Genomic DNA, 17,394 nt, shown 5'->3' with positions numbered 1-17,394 from the left:
CGAAGGCGGCACACGAGAGGGGGCCTGACCGTTGGTGACGTCGCCCGAGCTGGACCGCAGCGCCATTCTGCGCGAGTCCGCAGCCGCAGGCCGGCACCTCGCCCGGATCTGCTTCAAGACCGGTCCACCGACACACACCGGCGTCGAACTGGAATGGACCGTGCACGACGCCTCCGACCCCGTCCGCCCCGTCGATCCGACAAGGCTGCGGGCGGCGCTGGGGCGGCACAGCCCCGTCACACTGGATCCCACCAGCCCTTCCGAGCCTCTGCGGCACGGCGGCATGGTGACGCTGGAGCCGGGTGGCCAGTTGGAGATCTCCACCCCGCCCCGCGCCTCGACCGCCGCATTGATCCGGGCCACCGAGGCCGACATCGCCCAGGTCACCGACCTGCTGGCCACCGCCGGGCTGATTCTCGGCCGCAGCGGCATCGACCCACACCGACGGCCCCGCCCGGTGCTGGAAACTCCCCGCTACCGCGCGATGCGCGGTGCCTTCGACCGGCGCGGTCCGGCCGGCCGCACCATGATGTACAGCACCGCCGGCCTCCAGGTCTGTCTCGACGCCGGTGAGCCGAACCAGGTCGCTGACCGCTGGGCCACGGCCCACGCCGTCGGGCCGCCGCTGCTCGCGGCGTTCGCATCCGCCACCCGACACGCCGGGCGGCGCACCGGCTGGGCCTCCGCCCGGATGGCCACCTGGCTGGCCATCGACCCGGCCCGCACCCGCCCGGTCTGGACGCCGGGCCACGCCGACGAGGACCCGACCGCAGCCTGGATCCGGTACGTGCTGGCCGCGCCGCTGCTGTGCCGGCGTCGGGACGGCTCGGACTGGACCGCGCCGGCCGGTGTGACCTTCGCCGACTGGCTCGACGGCGCGCTGCCGGAACCACCCACCACCGATGACCTGGACTACCACATCAGCACCCTCTTTCCGCCGGTGCGGCCGCGCGGTTACCTGGAGCTGCGCTACCTGGACGCCCAACCCGACCGGGACTGGCGGCTCCCGCTGGCGGTGCTGAGCGCCCTCTTCCACGACCCGGGCACGCTGCGCGGGGCGTACGCGATCTCAGCGCCGGTGGCGGACCGCTGGTCGGCTGCCGCCCGGCACGGTCTGGCCGACGCCGCGCTGGCCGCCGCCGCGGCGGCCCTGCTCGACCTGGCCCTGACCGCCCTGCCCCGGCTGGACCTGCCGGCCGGCACCCACAAGGACATCGAGCGAGGCGTACGAGGGCGGCTGGCCGCCGCCCAGAGGGGAGACGACCGGTGAGCGCGAGGAGTGAGCCGGGGTTGCGAGCCTCGCAGTCGCGAACGGAAAGGGACGCGGTGAGCGCGAGGAGTGAGCCGGGGTTGCGAGCCCCGCAGTCGCGAACGGAGAGGGACGCGGTGAGCGCGAGGAGTGAGCCGGGGTTGCGAGCCCCGCAGTCGCGAACGGAGAGGGACGCGGTGAGTGTGAAAGGGGACGCGGTGCCCGCCGGCGCCATGGGGCACGTCGACGGGGAGCGGTTGCGCGATCGGATCGCGGTGGAGTTGGCGCGCGCCCGCGCCCGCACCACGTTGTTGACCGAGGTGGTCGACGACGCCGACCTGATGCGCCAACACTCTCCGCTGATGTCGCCGCTGGTCTGGGACCTCGCCCACGTGGGCAACCAGGAGGAGCTGTGGTTGGTGCGCGATGTCGGGGGGCGCGAGCCGGTCCGGTGCGACATCGACGAGCTGTACGACGCGTTCAAGCAGCCGCGCCGGGACCGCCCGGCGCTGCCCCTGCTGCCGCCCGCCGAGGCGCGTGCCTACCTGGGCACCGTCCGGGACAAGGTGCACGATCTGCTCGACGCGGTGACCTTCACCGAGCGGCCGCTGGTCGCCGACGGGTTCGCGTTCGGCATGATCGTGCAGCACGAGCAGCAGCACGACGAGACCATGCTCGCCACCCATCAACTGCGCTCGGGGCCGGCGGTGTTGCACGCCCCGCCGCCGCCGGAGCCGTCCGTGCGGGTCGGTGGGGAGGTGCTGGTGCCGGCCGGGGAGTTCACCATGGGCACCGACACCGACCCGTGGGCGTTGGACAACGAACGTCCGGCGCACCGGGTCGACCTTCCGGCGTACGTCATCGATGCCGCCCCGGTCACCAACGGGGAGTTCGCGGCGTTCATCGCGGAGGACGGCTACCGCGATCAGCGCTGGTGGAGCTCGGCCGGCTGGGCGCATCGGCTCCGGGAGGGGCTGGAGGCGCCGATGCACTGGCGTCGGGACGGCGACGAATGGTCCTACCAGCGTTTCGGCCGGTGGAGCCGGGTGCGCGCCGACGAGCCGGTGGTGCACGTGTGCTTCTACGAGGCGCAGGCGTACGCGGCGTGGGCCGGTAAGCGGTTGCCGACCGAGGCGGAGTGGGAGAAGGCGGCCCGTTGGGACCCGGCGACCGGGCGCTCGCGCCGTTATCCCTGGGGGGACGACGACCCCACCGAGGCGCACGCCAACCTCGACCAACGTCACCTGCGGCCGGCGCCGGTGGGCGCGTACCCGGCCGGTGTGTCGCCGTTGGGGGTGCACCAGCTCATCGGTGACGTCTGGGAGTGGACGTCGAGCACGTTCGGCGGGCATCCCGGCTTCACCGCGTTTCCCTACCGCGAATACTCGGAGGTCTTCTTCGGTGGCGACTACCGGGTGCTGCGGGGTGGCTCGTTCGGCACCGACCGTTCCGCCTGCCGGGGCACTTTTCGCAACTGGGACTATCCGATCCGCCGGCAGATCTTCAGCGGTTTCCGCTGCGCCCGCGACGCCCGGCCCGACGAGTCGCACCGGTGATCCACTGCGTTGTCGGCGGCCCGGCGGGCTGGGCGCGCTGATGTGTCGTCACCTGGCCTACCTGGGGCCGCCGGTCACCCTGGCCGAGGTCCTGTTCGACCCGCCGCACTCGTTGGTGCGGCAGTCCTGGGCGCCCCGGGACATGCGCGGCGGCGGCACCATCAACGCCGACGGGTTCGGTGTCGGCTGGTACCCGGGCGAGGGTGAGCCGGTGCGCTACCGGCGGGCGCAGCCGATCTGGAGCGACCCGACCATCGCCCAGCTCGCGTCGGTGACCCGCTCCGGTGCGGTGCTCGCGGCGGTGCGCTCGGCCACCGTCGGGATGGCGGTGCTCGACGGCGCCGCCGCGCCCTTCGCCGAGGGGCGGTGGCTGTTCAGCCACAACGGGGTGGTTCGTGGCTGGCCGGACACCGTGGTGCCACTCGCGGCCGGCCTGCCGGTCCGTGACCTGCTCACCCTGGACGCCGCCACCGACTCGGCGTTGCTCTGGGCGTTGGTGCGGCATCGGCTGCGGGCCGGCGACGACCCGGCGGACGCGGTCGGACAGACGGTGGCCGACGTCGCCGCGGCCGCCCCCGGGTCGCGGCTCAACCTGCTGCTCACCGACGGTCACCGGGCGGTGGCCAGCGTGGCCGGGCACGCGCTGTCGGTCCGCGAGGGGACCGGTTCGGTGCTGCTCGCCTCGGAGCCGCACGACGACGATCCCGGGTGGCGAGCGGTGCCGGAGGGGCATCTGGTCGTCGCCACCGCTGATGAGGTGCGAGTACGTCCACTGCCGACCCCGGTGCGCCACGCCGGGCCGGCAGGTAACGGTTGATCGAACAGAGGAGTGAACCGATGACCGCGGAACCCCTGGAGATCTACCTCGAAGAGCGCGATCTGGAGCGTGGCCTGCGCAACGACGTCCGGGCCGGGCTGAGCGCCGGGCAGAAGTGGCTGCCGCCGAAGTGGTTCTACGACGCCCGGGGCAGTGAGCTGTTCGAGGAGATAACTCGACTTCCCGAGTACTACCCCACCCGGGCCGAGCGGGCGGTGCTGGCCGAGCGGGCCTCCGACATCGCGGCGCTGACCTCGGCCAAGACCCTGATCGAGTTGGGCTCCGGTTCGTCGGAGAAGACCCGGCTGCTGTTGGACGCCCTCACCCGTGAGGGCGGGCTGGGCACGTTCGTCCCGCTCGACGTGTCGGTCAGCGCGCTGCGGGGGTCCACCGCCCAGATCGCCGCCGACTATCCGGGCCTGCGGGTTCGGGGCATCGTGGGGGACTTCACCCGGCAACTGGACCGGCTGCCCACCGGTGGCCGACGGCTGGTGGCTTTCCTGGGCGGCACCATCGGCAACCTGCTGCCCGCCGAGCGGGCCGGGTTCCTGACGGCGATGCGCGCCGCGTTGGAGGCCGGCGACTGGCTGTTGCTCGGCACCGACCTGGTGAAGGATCCGTCGGTGATCGTGCCCGCCTACGACGACGCGGCCGGGGTCACCGCCGAGTTCAACCGCAACGTGCTGCGGGTGATCAACCGCGAGTTGGGTGCGGACTTCGACCCGGCGGCGTTCGAGCACGTCGCCCTCTGGGACCCGGACCATGAGTGGATCGAGATGCGGTTGCGGGCGACCCGGGCGATGCGGGTGCGGGTGCTCGGCATGACCGTCGACTTCGCGGCGGGGGAGGACCTGCGCACCGAGGTCTCGGCGAAGTTCCACCCGGAGGGGATCGCCGCGGAGTTGGCCACGGCGGGCTTCGACACGACGGAGTTCTGGACCGACCCGGATGGGCTCTTCGGGGTCACGTTGGCGGGAGCCCGGTGAGCCTGTCCACCCGCCGAGAACCGGCCAGCCGATGATCGGATAGGCTGACCGGGCGAAGGGGAGTAGCCCCCAATGTCGTGGTCGACATACTGGTGCGTTCCGCATCCGGCCACGCGGCCTCGGTCTCCGAGGCGGGCGAGACCTTCGACTCAGGCTGTTGCAGCCGGGTCGAGGGCGCCCCTGTACCTCCTCCCGGCATGAGCGGGAAGGACGTCATGGAGGGATTTTTCGCCGCGCTGGTCGTCAGCTTCGGCGTCATCTTCGTCGCCGAGCTGGGGGACAAGTCCCAGCTGATGGCGCTGACCTTCGCCACGCGGTTCAAGCCGATCCCGGTGCTGATCGGCATCACCATCGCCACGGCGGTGGTGCACCTGGCGTCGGTCGCCATCGGCGCGGGTCTCGGGGCGGTGTTGCCGACCGAGTGGATCTCCCTGGTGGCCGGTGTGGCGTTCCTCGGGTTCGGCGCGTGGACCCTGCGCGGGGACAAGCTCACCGAGGACGAGAAGCGAAAGGCTGAGAAGACCAACAAGACCGCGCTGGTGGCGGTGTCGGTGGCGTTCTTCCTGGCCGAGCTGGGTGACAAGACGATGCTCGCCACGATCACGCTCGCCACCAAGTACGGCTGGTTCGGCACCTGGCTCGGCTCCACGCTGGGCATGGTGGCGGCGGACGCGTTGGCCATCCTGGTCGGCCGGATGCTCGGTCGTCGGCTGCCGGAGAAGGCCATCAAGTACGGTGCCGCGATCCTGTTCGCCATCTCCGGTCTCTGGTTGATCCTGGAGGCGGTGAACGAGCTGACCTGAGTGTCGACTAGCTGCCCCGAGTGCGGGTAACGGCCCGGGGTGGAGCCGGCCGAGCTGTTGCGTCAGGGCGACCAGGTGCTGGTGGCCGTGGTGGAGGTGGCCGGCGCACTGGTGATCTTCGTTGGCGCGGTCTGGGCGGCGGTGCGGTTCGTGGTCGAGGGGCTACGACACCGCTCCGCCGCCCTCTTCACGCCCATCCGGCTCTCCCTCGGCCGCTTTCTGACCCTCGGCCTGGAGTTCCAGTTGGCGGCCGACGTGCTGCGGACCGCCGTGTCGCCGTCGTTCGAGCAGATCGGCCAGCTGGCGGCCATCGCCACGATCCGAACGGCGTTGAACTACTTCCTGGGCCGCGAGATCCGTCAGGAGCAGCGCCAGGTGGCCGAGGCAGAGCAGTCCCGGTGATGGACGTCCTGCTCACGGTGGTCACCGCTCTGGCCCTGGTCGTCGGGGTGGTCACCGTGCTCAGCACCGGGGCGCTGCGGACCGGCGTACGGCTGCTGTTGGACCTGCTGACCGCGGCCGGCCTGCTGCGGCTGGCCGGCGACCCTGGCTGGAACGGCCTGGCCGGCGCGGTCGCGATCATCGCCCTGCGGCAACTGCTCGGTGCGGCGATGAGCGCTCCGCCGCCGTGGTCCGGGCGACAATCCCCGGCACCCTGCGCCGGGGACGATCACCACCTACCGTTGGCCTTGAGACGTGGAACCGGGAAAACGGGAGGATAACCACATGAGCCGGCACGACGAACCGAACGAGTACGGCTTCTCCGGCGGTGCCACCGCTCCCGAGCCGCCGCCCGGCGGGAAGGCTGACGAGCAGGATCGCGTCGAGGCGGTGGCGGTGCCGGGCGACGACCTCACCGGCCCGGTGGCCGAGGCGGTGGTCGAGGAGACCGAGGAGCCGCCGCCCGCCGATCGTCGCCGCTGACCGGCGGTCCGTCGTACGGCACGGAGGCGGCACGCCGCGCGGGTCGGCCGTTCGCCGGCCCGCGCGACCGCCCGTTCAAGCGCCTGCGGGTCGCTGGTAGACGTCGGGCACACCGTCGCCGTCGGCGTCGAGCCGCTCCCGCTCCGCCACCCGGCGGTACGTCGCGTTGCGGCGGACGAGCACCGTGGCGGCCAGGCCGGCGGATATCACCGACCCGAGCAGCACGGCCACCTTGACCCGACCGTCGGTCGTGCTGCCGGCGCCGAAGGCCAGATCGCCGATGAGCAGCGACACAGTGAACCCGACGCCGGCCAGCAGGGCGATCCCGAGCAGGTCCGACCAGCTGATGTCCTCGTCCAGTTCGGCGCGGGTGAATCGGGCCAGCAGGTACGTCGATCCGAAGATGCCGATGCTCTTGCCGAAGACCAGGGCGGCGACGACGGCGATCACGATCGGGTCGGTCAGCAGGGCGCCGAGGTCGCTGCCGCGCAGCGTGACCCCGGCGGCGAACAGCGCGAAGACCGGCACCGCGAAGCCGGCCGACACCGGGCGCCACCGGTGCTCCAGGCGTTCGGCGAGCCCGCCCTCGTCCGATCCGGCGGCCGGCTGGCCACCAGCCACCGTTCCGCGGCGGGCCAGCACCGGGACCGTGAAACCGAGCAGGACACCGGCCACCGTGGCGTGCACACCCGAGGCGTGCACCAGCGCCCAGGCGGCGACCGCGAGTGGGATCAGCGCCCACCACCAGGTGCGCCCGCGTTGCACCAGCAGGGCGAAGAGCCCGATCGGCAGCAGCGCCGCGAGCAGCGGAAGAGGTTGGAAGTCGGCGGTGTAGAAGACCGCGATGATGGTGATCGCGAAGAGGTCGTCGACCACGGCGAGGGTGAGCAGGAAGGCGCGCAGGCCCTGGGGCAGGTGTGAGCTGACCACCGCGAGCACGGCCAGCGCGAAGGCGATGTCGGTCGCGGTCGGGATGGCCCACCCGCGCAACCCGTCCCCGCCGGCGCTCAGAACGACCCCCACGTAGATCAGCGCCGGCAGCAGCATTCCCCCGAGGGCGGCCACCACGGGCAGCGCCGCCCGGCGTGGGTCGCGCAGTTCCCCGGCGACGAACTCCCGTTTGAGTTCCAGACCCACGACGAAAAAGAAGACGGCCAGCAGGCCGTCCGCCGCCCAGGTGGCCAGGGTCAGGTCGAGGTGCGCCGACGCGCCGCCGGGCCAGGGCACCCAGGCACCGAGCCGGGTGTACGAGTCGGACCAGGGCGAGTTTGCCCAGGTCAGCGCGACCACGGCACCGAGCAGCAGCAGCGCTCCGCCGACGGTCTCGGTACGCAGCACGTCGGCCAGGTGTCGGGCCTGCGGCCAGGATGAGCGCGAGAACAGCCGGACCCTCGGCGGGCGCTGCTCGGACGGCGGGGTGCGGGAGGTCATGTGCGGGGTCACCTCTGGAGTCAGGACAGCAGGAATCCACTCGCCGACCAGACTTCCCGGCACACCTCCACCGACCCTATCCGGCTTCGCGCCGGGCGGCGCGCGCTGGGCCGATCGGACGCCACCTCATCGGCTTTCGACCTTTTCCGCGTTGTCGCCGCTGCCGAATGGGTGTTTGTCGGGTTGGTCATCCGGATGCACATCGCACTGCGGAAAATACGTAACTCCGGACATAAGGCGCATCAACCGCTTTAATGGTTTCACGAGTTTAGAGACGACCTTGGGGGTTTTCGTGAAGTTTATTGGCGTAACCGGACCGGCACGGAGGCGCTCCTGATGGACCTGCTCCGCCATTTGCGTCACGTGCGTCGGCACTGGTGGGTACCGCTGGTCACGATCATGGTGGCTCTGGGCGTCTCGGCGTTCCTGACCGTGCGGGCCCAACCCCGGTACGTCGCCTCGGTGACCTTCTTCGTCACCACCCCCAACGCGGGCATCAGCGACGCCTACCAGGGCGGGCTCTTCCTCCAGCAGCGCGTCAAGTCGTACGCCGACCTGCTCAGCAGCGACCGGCTGGCGCAGAGCGTGGTGGCCGAGACCCCGGTGGGCCTGACCGCGGACGAGGTGCAGCGCCGGGTGACCACCTCGACCGAGACCGGCACGGTTTTGCTGCGGGCGTCGGTCACCGACACCGACCAGACCCGCGCGCTGCGGGTGACGGAGTCCCTCGCCGCGAAGTTCGTCGAACTGGTGCAGAAGGTCGAGACGACGCCCGAAGGTAAGGCGCCGATCAAAATCGAAGTGGTCAGCGGCCCTCGGGTGAGCGCCAACCCTGTCTCGCCGCAGCCGGTCCGCAACCTCACCCTCGGCGGCCTGATCGGGCTGCTCCTCGGCGTCGGCCTGGCGATCCTGCGCGGCATCGCCGACGTACGGCTGCGCGACTCCGCGGGCCTGCAACGCGCCACCGGCAGCCCGCTGCTCGGCGAGATCCCGTTCGAGGCCAGCGCCCGCACCGCGCCGCTGATCGTGGGCGAGGCCGCGACCTCGGCGCGTGCCGAGGCGGTTCGCAAGCTGCGGACCAACCTGCGCTTCGTCGATGTCCACGAGCCGGCCCGGGTCATCGCCGTGACCAGCGCCCTGCAGGGCGAGGGCAAGACCACCCTCTCCTGCAACCTGGCCATCGCGCTCGCCGAGGCCGGCTGGCGGGTGCTGCTGGTCGACGCGGACCTGCGCCGCCCGAAGGTCGACGACTACCTGGGCCTGGACGCCGGTGTCGGTCTCACCGACGTGCTGGTCGGCGACGTGCAGGTCGGTGATGTCGTGCAGCGCTGGGGAGACAAGTCGCTGCTGGTGCTGCCCAGCGGGTCGGCCCCGCCGAACCCGAGCGAGCTGCTCGGCTCCAAGGCGATGTCGGATTTGTTGCTGGCGCTGCGCGAGTCGGCGGACATCGTGATCATCGACACCGCGCCGCTGCTCGCGGTGACCGACGGCGTGGTCGTCGCCGTGCAGGCCGACGGTGCCCTGCTGGTGACCCAGCAGGGCCGTACCTCCCGGACCCAGGTGGCCGCCGCGGCCCGCTCGCTGCACTCGGTCTCGGTCCGGCTGCTCGGCTGCGTGCTGAACATGGCGAAGGTGGCCAAGGCCGAGGCGTACCAGTACGAGGCCTACCGGGTGGTCGCCTCGACGCCCCCGGCGTCGGTGCCGGCCGACCGGGCCGCGTCCGGCAGGCACGTCGCGACCACCGACGGGGTCAACGGCGTCCCCGACCACACCCAGGAACTCACCCGGTTGCCCCGATGAGCGTGGCGAGGGGTCGCAGCGACCGTTCGATCTCCTCGGCGCAGCGTCGGAAGTCGGCGGCGGTGCCGCCGATCGGGTCCCGAAGGTCGTCCGCCTCGGGGGCGGCAGGTTGCAGCCGTCCCCGGGCCTGGGCGGCGGCGGCGATCGCCGCGCCCAACGGGTCGTCGCTCGATCCGTCGAGTGGCTCGGCCGCCGCGGCCAGCCGGCCGAACTGGCGCACGGTGAACGTCCGGTGCAGCGCCGCCGGTGTCAGCGCGGTGCAGACCGAGCGCTGGCGTCGGGTCGCGGTCAGCACCAGCGTCGCGTCGGCCAGGTACTCGGGGCGCAACCCCCGGGTCCGGAACTCCGCCGGGTCGGCGCCGTTGTCGGCCGCGATCTCCATCGCGTACGGGTGCATCGCCAGCCCGTCGATCGCGTCGGTGCCGGCGCTGGCCACGGTGACGGGCCGGTCGGCCAACAGTCGGCGGGCCAGGAACTCGGCCATCGGCGACCGGCACAGGTTGGCGTGGCAGACGAACAACACGCGATCAGCCATCGGTGCCCCTCTCATCGGTGCGGACGCGGGTGTCCGCACCGCGAGGGCGGTGCGTCGACGCCGGAGGCCGCGCGGGGAGGGGTTGTCGGCATCGTACGCGGGCCGGGCGCCTGCCGGTCGTGGTGCCGCGCCGGTCGACGTCGATCCACGCCGGACGGGGGCGCTGCGGTGAGGATCGGAATCCTGTCGTACCACTTTCCGCCCGAGCCGGCGTTCATCCCGGGCAGCCTCGCCGAGGAACTGGCCGCGCGGGGGCACGAGGTCCGGGTGCTCACCGGCTTTCCGGACTATCCCGGTGGGCACGTCTATCCCGGCTGGCGGCAGCGTTGGCACCACGAGACGCACAGCGAACGGCTGACCGTCCGACGGGTGCCGCGCTACCCCGGGCGTGCCGCGTCCACCGGTACCCGGATGGCCAGCTACCTCTCTTTCGCCGGCAGCGCGACGCTGGCCGCGCGCCGGTACTTCCGCGACGTGGACGCGCTCTACGTCTTTCAGCTGCCGGCGACGACGTTCGCCACCGCCGGGGTGCTCCGGCTGCTCGGCCGGGTGCCGGCGGTGCTGCACGTGCAGGATGTCTGGGCCTCGGACGGCGTCGACGAGACGGGCGAGGGTCGCTGGGCGGTGCGGATGGGCAGCGCGATGACCCGGATCTACCGGGCCGCGGCGCGGATCGCGGTAGCCGCACCGTCGATGCGGGACCTGGTGGTCGCCGCGGGCGCCGACCCGACCCGGGTCCGACTGGTGCTGAACTGGACCGACGAGCGGATCTTCCATCCGGTGACGCCCGGCGCGGCTGCCCGTCAGCTGGTTCGCCGGGACGGCCGGTGCGTGGTGATGCACGCCGGGACCATCGGCGCCCGGCAAGGACTGGAGACCGCTGTCCGGGCGGCGGCGGCACTGGACCGGACGATGGATCTGGTCCTGGTCGGTTCGGGTGCTGATGAGCGGCGGGTGCGGGGGCTCGCCGCCGAGCTGGGCGCGGACAACGTCCGCTTCATGGAGCGACGGTCGCCCGTCGACATGCCCGAGCTGTACGCCGCCGCCGACTATCAGCTCGTCATGCTGCGTGACCTTCCGGAGCTGCGCGGCACGGTGCCCGGCAAGCTCCAGGCCGCGCTCTCGTGTGCCGCACCGGTGGTGGCGTCGGCCGGCGGGGACACGGCCGAGCTTGTCGAGCGAGCCAGAGCAGGGCTCTCCTGCCCTCCGGAGGACTGGGCGGCTCTGGCCGACCGGTTCTGGTTGGCCGCCACCATTCCTCCGCCGACCCGGGCCGAGATGGGTCGGCGGGGCCGGGCGGCGTACCTGCGGGAGATGTCGCTGCCCGCCGGTGTGGACCGGATCGAGCGACTGCTGCATGAGGCGGCAGGACGAGTCGCGGAGCCGGCCGGCAACTCGCGAGGAAACCTCGGTTAAAGGGCAAGACTTGCGATAACGGTACGAAGTTCCCCGGCGCGTGCTAAGAACGTCAGGGAATCGACCATCTGTCCGATTCCGCGAACGGGAGTGTGGTGTGACGGAAAGCGAACGGCCGACCCGGCGGCGGAGCCGGTCCCGGCGTCGTCGGCGTGCCCGACTGCGACGTGTCCTCCTCAGTGCCCTGGTGGTCGGCTCGCTGCTGCTGGCGGTCGGCGGGTGGGTCGGCTTCCGCGGCTGGCAGGCGCGTGCCCACCTGCTCAACGCCGCCGGTCTGGCTCGGGAGCTGAGCGCCCAGGTGGTCGGCGGGGACACCGACCGCGCTCTGCGGACGCTCGCCGCTCTGCAGTCGCAGTCGGGCGCGGCCCGGAAGGCGACGGGTGACCCGAGCTGGCAACTCGGTCGGCGTACCCCGATCGCCGGCGACGACCTCGACGCCGTCCGGCAGATCGCCATCGCCATCGACGAGTTGGCCCGGCAGGCGTTCCCGACCCTGCTCCGGGCGGATCTGACCAGCCTGGTACCGACCGGGGGTCGACTGGACCTGGCCCGGCTCAGCGACGTCTCCGCCGAACTGACCCGCGCGGACGAGTCGGTGCAGCGGACGCGTCGAGACCTGGCCGCGGTGCCCGCCGAGAGTCTGGTCAGTCAGGTCCGGCAGGCGCTGATCGACCTGCGCGGCGAGATCGACCGCCTCGCCAGCCTCACCTCGGCCGGCGACCAGGGGGCCCGTCTGCTGCCGCCACTGCTCGGCGCGAGCGGCCCGCGACGCTACCTGCTGGTCTCGCAGAACCTCGCCGAGTTGCGCGCGACCGGCGGCATGTTCGGCGCGTACGCGATCATGGAGGCGGAGAACGGCAAGGTGAAGATGGGCAAGCAGGGCAGCAGTGCCTCGCTCGGCCAGTTCACCCCGGCGTTGAAGCTGCCCGCCGAGACCCGCGCGCTCTGGACCGACCTGCCCGGCATCTACCCGGCCGACGTCAATCTCTCCCCGCACTTCCCGACCGCCGCCGCGCTGTACCGCGAGATGTTCCGCCGTAAGACGGGCACCACAGTCGACGGTGTGCTCGCCGTGGACCCGGTGGTGCTGTCCTATCTGCTCAAGGCGACCGGCCCGGTTCTGGTGCCCGGCGGGGTCCCGCTCGCCAGCGAGAAGGTCGTGCAGACCCTGCTCAACGACAGCTACCAACGGCTGGACGTGAGGCAGCAGGACGAATTCTTCGCCTCATCGGCAGCTGCGGTGTTTGATGCCTTCTTCAAGAAGAATGTCAACCCACGGGTGTTGTTGTCCGCATTTGACCGTGCTATCACCGAACGGCGGATATTGTTCTGGAGTGCCCGACCTGAGGAACAGCGGACGTTCGGCGACAGCCGGATGGCCGGGACGCTTCCGGAACAGGACACCGTGCCGACAGTCGGCGTGTTCCTCAACGACGGCAGCGGCGCGAAGCTCGGCTACTACCTGCGGCCGACGGCGAACCTCACGGTCGGCGAATGCCGACCCGACGGACGCCGTGAGCTCCGGTTGCGGGTGACCCTGCGCTCGACGGCGCCGAAGTCCGGACTTAGCGAGTCGGTCCTCGGCCTCGGCCTGGCCGGCGATCCGTACACCGCCCGCACGTTGGTGTCGATCTTCAGCCCGGCCGGCGGGGCGGTGCTCGACGCCCGGCTCGACGGGGCCGAGACGGCGCTTGGCAGCGGCACCGAACGCCACCGCCAGGTGGCGACGGCCAGCGTCGACGTCGGCCCCGGTGCCGAGAGGGCGCTGGAGGTCACCGTGCTGACGGCCAAGACCGGCGTCGGCCAGGCCGAGTTGCGACTGACCCCCACCGCCAGCCCCTGGACCACCCAAGTTCATTCCGCACCAAGCTGTGACCAGTAGGAGGGAACCAATCATGCGGCTATCCCGCATCATCATGGCGCTCACGGTCGGCCTGGCCGTGGTGGCCGTGCCGACGGCAGCGGTGGCGGCACAGCCGCAGCCGACGCCCAGCGCGACCGCGACCACTGACCCGCCGCAGCCGCCGCCGTACCCACCGGCCGCCGCGTCGCTCACCGTCAACCGGCCGACGATCTACCTCGGCGAGACGGTCATCCTGACCGGCACCGGCTTCGGTCCGAACGAGACCGTCGACATCGTGGTGACGGTGACCCCGTTCGCCGCTCCGGCCGGCGGCCAGGCTCCGGCTCGCCGCAGCGACGGCAGCACCGTCGCCATGGCCCCGGTGGCCCACCAGGCGAGCGCGCCCCTGACCTTCACGGCGCAAACCGACGCCCAGGGTCGTTTCACCAGGAGCTACAAGCCGTCGGTGACGGGTCTGCTGACCTTCACCGCGACCGGTCGCGAGTCCGGCCGTACGGCCAGCACGCAGCTGCGGGTGCTGCACAAGAAGCAGCCGCTGCCCGTCACCGGTGACAGCATGGGTACGCCCATGAAGCTCGGCGGTGGCCTGGTCGGCGCCGGAGCGGTCATGCTGCTGCTGACCCTGGCCTGGCGTCGCCGCCAGCGCCTCGGCGGTGCTGCGCACTAACCCGCACCACCGGGCAACGCCCGGTTCGCACTGAAGCTGGCGCCCGTCGGACCACTCCGACGGGCGCCAGCTCTTCGTCAGTCCGACCGTGGGTATTTGTCCGGGTCTAGCCGGCTCGGCGCAGTCGAGGCCTCTTTGATCGACTCGGTTTCCTTGAAGTCGGGGTGTCAACCCGTCCCGGTTACCGCGTTATCCGTGAACCCGAGTGGATCACGCCCGGCTCGGGTGGTTTTGTCGCGGGTGCCGGGGTGCCGGGGTGCCGGGGTGCCGGGGTGCCGGGGTGCCGGGGTGCCGGGGTGCCGGGGTGCCGGGGTGCCGGGGTGCCGGGGTGCCGGGGTGCCGGGGTGCCGGGGTGCCGGGGTGCCGGGGTGCCGGGGTGCCGGGGTGCCGGGGTGCCGGGGTGCCGGGGTGCCGGGGTGCCGGGGTGCCGGGGTGCCGGGGTGCCCGGCTGACGCGAAGTTTGTCCGTTTCCGGGGTGTCTGGGTTGTGACCGGTCGCACCGGTGGGTCGGAATGATGGCCGGGGCGGGGTCGTTACACACTCTGACGATCGCAGGACCACCGGCTCACCGCCCCGCCCGCCGGGTGTCACGGAATGGCCCGACCCCCGGGAATGACCCCGGGCCCCCGGTCGTTGCAGTCCCCACGAGCGACCACCCGACTACCGCATCGCACGAGCGGACGTCGGCGGGTGGGCCCACCCGGGGAATGACCCCCGACCCCCGGTCGTTACACATGGACCCGGCGCCCGAGCCCTCCGCTCGCAGGCCGCCGGCCCGGCCCCCGCAAGCCCCCCGGCTTGACGGTGCCGATCTCCTAAGACTTTTCCCCTTGATTGAGCAGCGCCGGACGAGGTGCTCACACCCTTGTGTCGCCGACCCCCATTGGTGGTGCGGGTGTTCCTACCCCCGAAGGAGCTACCCCCATGAACACGATCTTCCGTAAGAGCATGTTGTCTGTTGCTGGTCTCGCGTTCGCCGGTGGTGTCTTCGCCGGCCCGATCGCCGCCCACGCCAACCCGGCCGTGGATGCCAAGCCGGTGGCGGTGGCGGTGCAGTCGGCCGCCCCGAAGCCCCAGGGCGACCAGTCCCACATCACGTTGAATGATGAGCAGACGGCGAACGTCAAGGCGATCATCGCCGCGACGAAGAAGGCCGGCCTGCCCGAGCGCGCCGCGGTCATCTCCATCGCGACGAGCCTGCAGGAGTCGAAGTTGGAGAACCTGGGCCACCTCGGCGACAAGAATGACCATGACTCGCTGGGCCTGTTCCAGCAGCGCCCGACCAGTGGTTGGGGTACGCCGGAGCAGATCACCGACCCGGCCTACTCGACGACCGCGTTCCTCAAGGGCCTCAAGCAGGTTGACGGGTGGCAGGACATGGCGCTGACCGACGCCGCGCAGACCGTCCAGGTCTCCGCCTACCCCGACGCGTACGCCCAGTGGGAACAGCAGGCCACCGACCTCGTCGCCCAGCACTGGAACAGCTGACCCACCAACACGAACACTGAACGACCCGCCGCTGGCCGGCACCCCCACCCGGGGTGCCGGCCAGCGGCGTACCCATGTCAGTTCTTGTGGTGGTTGTGGGTGCGGACGATGTCGATCAGCGCGCAGATCAGCGCGAGCACGATGATGCCGGTGGCCAGCAGGAGCGATCGCTCGAAGGCGCTGGTCCAGTTGCCGCGGCTGTCGGCCAGCGACGAGAAGAACATCGAACCGACGGCGGCGATGCCGGCCGCGGCGCCGATGCGCTGACCGGTCTGGAGCATCCCGGCGCCGCTGCCCGCCTGCCCTACCGGCACTTCGGAGAGGGTGATCGTCTGGTTGGGGGCGATCACCAGCCCGCTGCCGATGCCGGCGACGAGCAGTGGACCGGCGGCAACCCAGGGCGCGGGGGCATCCGGCGCGAGTTTCAGCGCGACCACCGTTGCGGCCAGGCCGATCACCACGGTGAGCAGACCGATGGCGACCAGTGGTCGGCCGAAGCGGTTGACGACGCGGCCACCGAGTACGGCGGCAGCCGCCGATCCCAGGGCGAACGGGGTGATGGCCAGACCGGCGATGAACGCGCTGTAACCGAGACCCATCTGTAGGAACAGGGTGAAGATGAAGAAGATCGCGGTGAAGCCGCCGAAGTAGACCAGCGCCAGGATCGAGCCCAGTGTGTACGACTGGAGGTTGAACAGTCGAAGGTCGAACAGGGGTTCGTAACGGCGTGCGAAGCGTCGCTCCCAGAGCCCGAAGACGACCAGCACGGCCAGGCCGACCGGGATGAGCGCCCACTTCCAGGGGGTCTGCCACTGCTGCTCCTGCACGAGCGGAAGCAGGACGAGGACGACGCCCACACCGAGCAGCAGGACACCGACGGGGTCGAGTCGATGCCAGCCGACCTGACCGGCGGGGCGGCCGGGCAGCAGACGCCAGCCGAGAATCACCGCGAGGATGCCGACGGGCACGTTGACGAAGAAGACCCACCGCCACCCGTGTTCCTCGCCGCCGATGGCTATGAGCAGCCCGCCGAGCAACGGCCCGACCGCTGTGGAGATTCCGATGGTTGCGCCGAGCAGGCCGAACGGGCGCGCCCGTTCGGGCCCGCGGAAGAGTTGCTGGATGAGCCCGATGACCTGCGGGTTGACGACGCCAGCGGCGGCACCCTGAAGCAGTCGGGCGATGACCAGCCACGTCGGTGAGGTGGCGAGGCCGGCGAGCGCGCTGGTCACGGTGAAGAGCGAGATGCCGAAGACGAACGCGTTGCGCCGACCGCGTGCGTCGCCGAAGCGGCCGGCGGGGACCAGCGCCAGGCCGAAGGTGAGCGCGTACCCGGAGAGGATCCACTGCAGGTCGCTCGGCGACGCGTGCAGCGCCCGGTCGATGGAGGGCACCGCGACGTTGACGATGCTCACGTCGAGCAGCGTCATGAACGCGGCGACCAACCCGACACCGACCGCCTGCCAGCGTCGTCGGTTCTCGGCCGCCGTCACCGGCTGCGGCGTCTGCGCCGCACTCATCGCGCCCCCCGTTGACCGTCGATCACGCATTGCTGATCGCTACCCGGAGCATCGGGGGGCGAATCGTCGTGGATTGTTCGGTGCCCTCACGCCATCTGGCGGGCGCAGAACCGGGGGCCGAAGTCGAGGCCGGCCATCGGCGAGTCCTCGCGGTGCAGCAGGCCCTTCTCGGTGAGCAGGTGCAGGGGGCTGTCCACCTGCTCCTGGGTCAGCCCTGATACCTCGGCGATGAGGTCCGGGTACGGCACCTGCCCGCGTGCCTCCAGGGTGGTGACCGCCTGGTACACGCGTTGCTCGGCCTCCGACAGTTGCACCTGCTGCATGCTTCCTCCTTCGTT

17 protein-coding genes are annotated in these 17,394 nt (G+C 71.5%); 13 read left to right on the top strand and 4 right to left on the bottom strand.

The genetic code is table 11. The annotated features are described in order from the left end of the window. Positions 1 to 31 precede the first annotated feature (31 nt). The 8 genes from egtA to GA0070619_RS12885 all read left to right on the top strand — a co-directional run bounded on the left by egtA (position 32) and on the right by GA0070619_RS12885 (position 6,335). A complete protein-coding gene (gene egtA / locus GA0070619_RS12920; protein ID WP_088948281.1) occupies positions 32 to 1,270 on the top strand; it encodes an ergothioneine biosynthesis glutamate--cysteine ligase EgtA in 1,239 nt (412 codons plus the stop codon). 212 nt (positions 1,271 to 1,482) lie between these two features. Continuing rightward, on the top strand, positions 1,483 to 2,805 hold the full coding sequence (egtB, locus tag GA0070619_RS12915; protein ID WP_088951767.1) for an ergothioneine biosynthesis protein EgtB: 1,323 nt from the start codon (positions 1,483 to 1,485) through the stop codon (positions 2,803 to 2,805). A gap of 40 nt (positions 2,806 to 2,845) precedes the next feature. After that, the gene (egtC, locus tag GA0070619_RS12910; RefSeq protein WP_088948280.1) at positions 2,846 to 3,622 is read left to right on the top strand and encodes an ergothioneine biosynthesis protein EgtC; all 777 of its coding nucleotides are present in this window, start codon (positions 2,846 to 2,848) and stop codon (positions 3,620 to 3,622) included. 20 nt (positions 3,623 to 3,642) lie between these two features. Continuing rightward, positions 3,643 to 4,608 carry an L-histidine N(alpha)-methyltransferase gene (egtD, locus tag GA0070619_RS12905; RefSeq protein WP_088948279.1) on the top strand — a complete coding sequence of 322 codons (966 nt, stop codon included), beginning with the start codon at positions 3,643 to 3,645 and terminating at the stop codon, positions 4,606 to 4,608. Between the two features lie 215 nt (positions 4,609 to 4,823). Next, complete coding sequence (locus GA0070619_RS12900) at positions 4,824 to 5,411, top strand: TMEM165/GDT1 family protein (RefSeq protein WP_088951766.1); 588 nt, start codon at positions 4,824 to 4,826, stop codon at positions 5,409 to 5,411. A gap of 39 nt (positions 5,412 to 5,450) precedes the next feature. After that, complete coding sequence (locus GA0070619_RS12895) at positions 5,451 to 5,813, top strand: DUF1622 domain-containing protein (protein WP_088948278.1); 363 nt, start codon at positions 5,451 to 5,453, stop codon at positions 5,811 to 5,813. Then, entirely contained in the window at positions 5,813 to 6,133 is a 321-nt protein-coding gene (locus GA0070619_RS12890; RefSeq protein WP_088948277.1) for a hypothetical protein, read from the top strand. The genes GA0070619_RS12895 and GA0070619_RS12890 overlap by 1 nt, the downstream gene beginning before the upstream one ends. Positions 6,134 to 6,137: 4 nt before the next feature. Continuing rightward, positions 6,138 to 6,335, top strand: coding sequence for a hypothetical protein (locus tag GA0070619_RS12885; protein ID WP_088948276.1), 198 nt, complete (start codon positions 6,138 to 6,140; stop codon positions 6,333 to 6,335). Positions 6,336 to 6,410: 75 nt separating this feature from the next. Here GA0070619_RS12885 and nhaA read toward each other — a convergent pair whose 3' ends face one another. Continuing rightward, the gene (gene nhaA / locus GA0070619_RS12880) at positions 6,411 to 7,766 is read right to left on the bottom strand and encodes a Na+/H+ antiporter NhaA (RefSeq protein ID WP_088948275.1); all 1,356 of its coding nucleotides are present in this window, start codon (positions 7,764 to 7,766) and stop codon (positions 6,411 to 6,413) included. Between the two features lie 336 nt (positions 7,767 to 8,102). Here nhaA and GA0070619_RS12875 point away from each other — a divergent pair, with 336 nt between their 5' ends. Next, positions 8,103 to 9,566, top strand: coding sequence for a tyrosine-protein kinase domain-containing protein (locus tag GA0070619_RS12875; RefSeq protein ID WP_088948274.1), 1,464 nt, complete (start codon positions 8,103 to 8,105; stop codon positions 9,564 to 9,566). On the opposite strand, the gene GA0070619_RS12870 is transcribed toward GA0070619_RS12875, so the two are convergent. Then, the gene (locus GA0070619_RS12870) at positions 9,547 to 10,101 is read right to left on the bottom strand and encodes an arsenate reductase/protein-tyrosine-phosphatase family protein (protein WP_088948273.1); all 555 of its coding nucleotides are present in this window, start codon (positions 10,099 to 10,101) and stop codon (positions 9,547 to 9,549) included. The genes GA0070619_RS12875 and GA0070619_RS12870 overlap by 20 nt on opposite strands. Positions 10,102 to 10,269: 168 nt before the next feature. Here GA0070619_RS12870 and GA0070619_RS12865 point away from each other — a divergent pair, with 168 nt between their 5' ends. The 4 genes from GA0070619_RS12865 (at position 10,270) to GA0070619_RS12850 (ending at position 15,536) form a co-directional block, all read left to right on the top strand. Then, the gene (locus GA0070619_RS12865) at positions 10,270 to 11,517 is read left to right on the top strand and encodes a glycosyltransferase family 4 protein (RefSeq protein ID WP_088948272.1); all 1,248 of its coding nucleotides are present in this window, start codon (positions 10,270 to 10,272) and stop codon (positions 11,515 to 11,517) included. 97 nt (positions 11,518 to 11,614) lie between these two features. Beyond that, positions 11,615 to 13,399 (top strand): DUF4012 domain-containing protein, encoded by a 1,785-nt coding sequence (locus GA0070619_RS12860; protein WP_088948271.1) that lies wholly within the window; start codon positions 11,615 to 11,617, stop codon positions 13,397 to 13,399. A 13-nt stretch (positions 13,400 to 13,412) separates the two neighbouring features. Further along, positions 13,413 to 14,048 carry a hypothetical protein gene (locus GA0070619_RS12855; RefSeq protein WP_088948270.1) on the top strand — a complete coding sequence of 212 codons (636 nt, stop codon included), beginning with the start codon at positions 13,413 to 13,415 and terminating at the stop codon, positions 14,046 to 14,048. A gap of 924 nt (positions 14,049 to 14,972) precedes the next feature. Next, a complete protein-coding gene (locus GA0070619_RS12850) occupies positions 14,973 to 15,536 on the top strand; it encodes a hypothetical protein (RefSeq protein WP_088948269.1) in 564 nt (187 codons plus the stop codon). 77 nt (positions 15,537 to 15,613) lie between these two features. Here GA0070619_RS12850 and GA0070619_RS12845 read toward each other — a convergent pair whose 3' ends face one another. Together GA0070619_RS12845 and GA0070619_RS12840 are read right to left on the bottom strand one after the other, a co-directional pair. Then, positions 15,614 to 17,056: an MFS transporter gene (locus GA0070619_RS12845; RefSeq protein WP_088948268.1), complete on the bottom strand. Its 1,443-nt coding sequence runs from the start codon at positions 17,054 to 17,056 to the stop codon at positions 15,614 to 15,616. Positions 17,057 to 17,142: 86 nt separating this feature from the next. Further along, the gene (locus GA0070619_RS12840) at positions 17,143 to 17,379 is read right to left on the bottom strand and encodes a hypothetical protein (RefSeq protein WP_088948267.1); all 237 of its coding nucleotides are present in this window, start codon (positions 17,377 to 17,379) and stop codon (positions 17,143 to 17,145) included. Positions 17,380 to 17,394: the final 15 nt, after the last annotated feature.

Origin of the sequence: Micromonospora zamorensis (assembly GCF_900090275.1) — a bacterium.
Taxonomy (GTDB): Bacteria; Actinomycetota; Actinomycetes; order Mycobacteriales; family Micromonosporaceae; genus Micromonospora; species Micromonospora zamorensis.
The sequence above is the reverse complement of the archived record's forward strand: the minus strand, read 5'-3'. Positions and strand labels throughout refer to the sequence as shown.